3 protein-coding genes and 3 pseudogenes are annotated in these 3,566 nt (G+C 38.9%); 2 read left to right on the forward strand and 4 right to left on the reverse strand.

Annotation, left to right across the window (positions count from 1 at the left end; genetic code table 11):
* Positions 1–222, reverse strand: a pseudogene (locus L696_RS31475) (helix-turn-helix transcriptional regulator); the annotation flags it as partial.
* Between the two features lie 162 nt (positions 223–384).
* Here L696_RS31475 and L696_RS0114040 point away from each other — a divergent pair.
* Complete coding sequence (locus L696_RS0114040; protein WP_025684205.1) at positions 385–939, forward strand: hypothetical protein; 555 nt, start codon at positions 385–387, stop codon at positions 937–939.
* Positions 940–1,307: 368 nt separating this feature from the next.
* On the opposite strand, the pseudogene L696_RS0114050 reads toward L696_RS0114040, so the two are convergent.
* The 3 genes and pseudogenes from L696_RS0114050 to L696_RS0114060 form a co-directional block, all read right to left on the reverse strand.
* Positions 1,308–1,532 (reverse strand): annotated as a pseudogene (locus L696_RS0114050) (holin).
* Between the two features lie 32 nt (positions 1,533–1,564).
* Positions 1,565–2,014: pseudogene (locus tag L696_RS0114055) on the reverse strand (glycoside hydrolase family 25 protein); the annotation flags it as partial.
* Between the two features lie 287 nt (positions 2,015–2,301).
* Entirely contained in the window at positions 2,302–2,838 is a 537-nt protein-coding gene (locus L696_RS0114060; protein WP_025684206.1) for a metalloprotease family protein, read from the reverse strand.
* Between the two features lie 423 nt (positions 2,839–3,261).
* On the opposite strand from L696_RS0114060, the gene L696_RS31970 reads away from it, so the two are divergent.
* Positions 3,262–3,405: a hypothetical protein gene (locus L696_RS31970; RefSeq protein WP_245233364.1), complete on the forward strand. Its 144-nt coding sequence runs from the start codon at positions 3,262–3,264 to the stop codon at positions 3,403–3,405.
* Positions 3,406–3,566: the final 161 nt, after the last annotated feature.

The following is a 3,566-nucleotide window of genomic DNA, read 5'->3' on the forward strand; positions in this document are numbered from 1 at the left end:
GATGTAGTTTTCTATAAATAAGTCGTAAAAGTAGCCCTCCGGTAAACCCATAGCCTTAGTAATTAGGTCAAGCTGGTTAACAGACATAGACTTATTCCCCGTCACAATAGCACTTACTATTCCCCTATTCATGCCAGCAATATGCCCGAATTGCGTTAGACTCAAGCCCTCCTGTTTTAGGTATTTGTCTAATTCCGCCCGAATCGTAGGTGTATGCTTCATGTCATATCCACCCTTCACATAAAAATTCCAAGATTTTTATATTATTGTATTCTATTGTTGTCCATAATTTAACAGTTGTCAATAACTTTTATAACTTTTTGTGAGGTATTCGCTTTTGTTTTGAAATTAATGTCGCACACTCTTGAGAAATAGTTCCAAAGAGTGATTTTCCAAAATTATTATATATTAATACAAATCATTCCTTTTTATGTGGTATACTGGTTAAGCGTTCCACATATTATAGAAAAGGAAGTGCTTTCAATTGTTAAAGTTGAAAACACAGCAATTATCCTTACAGGTGTTTTAGCTCTTACCTCAGTAGCTCCGCTGGCTGCTTCTGCCGCACCAGTTACGGGGATTGAAGTATCGAAGGATCATGGAGGTATAGTTATCCAATCAACTGGTCAAGAGGTACATGAGGTTCTTGGTGGGACAAGTCCGACGATGGAATTAACTATTAAAAAAGGTTATGGACATGTAAAGATTAAAGTTCGGAATGAAGGAACATCAAATCTCACTTGGAGCTTGCAGGGTAACGGGAGAGAATATGTCTATAAAACTGTTGGCAAAGGAGACACATTAACGTGGACTAGCCTTAATTCATTCGCTAATGGGATGCCTTCAGGGAATTACGTAATTCAATTCCGAGCCGGCGGAGACAAAGTTGAAGCCGAAGCTTGGGGTACTACTGGTCAGTACCCATCAGACATTAACTAACCGCTATGACGAGCAAGGGAGCGTCTTGGAGTTAAATCCAAGACGATTTATGTATTCAATACATATGTACAAGACTATAAAGTAAACGCTTTAAGACTACATAGGGGGTTCTAAATTGGATAAGAAGAAAGTATGGAAGATTGTAGGGTTCTCTGTTTTGGGAATTGTACTAATTTACATTTTTCTGGTTATTGTAGGGATTTCGCAATTTGTTACCAATGTACGTCCATAACCTGACTTTATGCTTTACCGCATTCATAATTGACGTGATTTGCCATACTCTGCGTCAAAACAAAAGCCTTCCTTTAATGGAGGGCTTTTGTAATACATATCAAATCTAAATCCCGAACAATCACAGAAACACCAACTCAAAACAGTCCAGTCGCGGACAGTCCAGCCAGTCCACCAGCCCACAGGCGCAAACCCAACTCCAAGTCCGTGAATGGAGAAGTCGCTCAGCCGATCAGTCAACCGATTACTACGCACACAGCAGGCACTACATTAACAGGTAAGTTAATTGTCTTCTTTACCAGTTGCACTAATGAAATAACGATCACAGCCAAAACAGACGCAAAAGCCAATACTTGATTCATAATTTCCATAATTATTTATCCCCCTTCTTATTGAACCGCGTACGCATCTCGGTCACCGTTCCATCAAATTCGTTTAGATCAACGTTGCCAGCAATTCCTTTGACCTTGCCACTATCGCTGTACTGCCCAATATCTTAACGTTTCCACGTCACTGTGTCGCTAGGGACGCGAGTATCACTGCACCGAGCTATCCATAGTGGGTAACCGCTCAATGAGGCATTAAAATTAGCTGCTAAAGCATTGCCCGTATAGATAGTAGGCTTACGTCCAATGAGGCGCTCCAACTCCAAAAGAAAGGCCAATGCTACCGCACTAATAAGCGTTTTAGATAGGTTGCCGGGATTGTTTTCGTAGTCCATTACTGGCGGAAGGTCCAGCGCTTTCGCACCTCCAGCCTGATCCAACACATCAGCAAAGTGCCGCGCTTCCGCTTTTGCTGCTTCAACACTTGTTGCATCTACGAAATGGTAAGCCCCCAGCAAGGCTGATCATGCGATTACCAATGCAATTTCAATCCACGCACTCACATGGAGTGCGACGAAATCTATCCATAGCAGCCCCTTAATGATTCGCATATTTCAATCCACGCACTCACATGGAGTGCGACAGCGAAAATACAGTAATTCATACCCTAATGATATCAATTCCACACATTATCGCAAAAACTGATCCCAAAAAGGTTTGGATCAACCATTGACTTTTACTGAAGGTACTGATTCACTAGCTATGTCACGTCCTCGTTTTGTATTTTATTAACCATACATTACATTCATGAGATATGATAATTTACTTTATCAGGTTCATCAGTTATATATTTTATTGATTTCCAGTTCTTTAATGCAACATAAAATGAATAGAAATCACTACTACATCCAGGAGTGTGAATACATAATATTGCTGCAAAAACACTAGGGAAGAACAAGCCAGGAATAATGATTATTAAAATACCGAGTAAAAATGTGATCAATACAAATGGTGCCAAAAGATTAATTAGAAAACGTTGCTTGGTTGCATACCCATCAAATATTACATACTTTCTGCCCCGATATACATTTCCGATATCTTTACCACCCTTTAGGATTCTCTCATGAATTTTTTCATGTAACCATTCAGTGGCATAAACGAATGATACGACTATCACCAACCAACCAATGAAACTAATTAGTGAATCAGCTTTACGGAATAATCTTAGAAGAAAGTCTAAATTGGGTGCAATCAAAATCAATGCAACCACAGTAAAGAAAAGGAGCCCTATCATGAAGTTTCTCTTTTTAGCTTGTTTGCTATTTTGAACAATCTCTATCAAGAAGAATTCCACCTTTCAAATCGCCATTAACTTAGTATTGTAATTTATCCAACCATTAAATCAATGTGTATTCCCTAAACTGAATTCTATAGAAAAAAAGGTAGGAAATAAACATATAAAAGGTTCAATATCGTTTGATGATGCTAATCCTACAATAAGTGCAAACAAGATATTACAATAAGAATGGTAATGCGAACAAAGTTATTGATTATATTCATAAGATAGCAGATGGATCACAGCGCAAATAAGCTGGGAAGTCGGACTTTTGCCAGTTAAATGAATAATACTTTTGGACTTGTGGTCCTTGGTTCTAATGTGGTCTGTATACAATGTTTATAATATTAACTCAATTGTACTTAGCATTTTATAAAAGGCAGTAAGTGAAAGCGGTAATTAGTTAAAAACGAAAGGGGAAAAGTAATCATGCAAACAATTATCGAAACTGTACAACCTTACGTAAATACCATCGCCACAGCCGCTGCGGGTGTGCTTACAGCGTTTGTTTTAGGAGGTCTAAACAAACTAAAAACTAAGTTTAACGTGTGGCTAGATGCGCGTACAACGTGAAGTGATCCATAAAGTAGCAGGGGAGGCATTCGCACTTGCTTAAACAGCATTTAAAGAAGCTGGAGGAGAACGTAAGCTTCAGGAGGCTTTGCAGTATGCTTCACTTACTCTCTCCAGTCAAGGTATTGGATCGGCTACACTAAGTTGGACAGAAAAAATAA

Source organism: Paenibacillus maysiensis (genome assembly GCF_000520815.1).
GTDB lineage: Bacteria > Bacillota > Bacilli > Paenibacillales > Paenibacillaceae > Paenibacillus > Paenibacillus maysiensis.

Coding starts and splice junctions, on each gene's coding strand:
- L696_RS31970 (WP_245233364.1), top strand. CDS start 3,262: ATGCAAACAATTATCGAAACTGTACAACCTTACGTAAATACCATCGCC.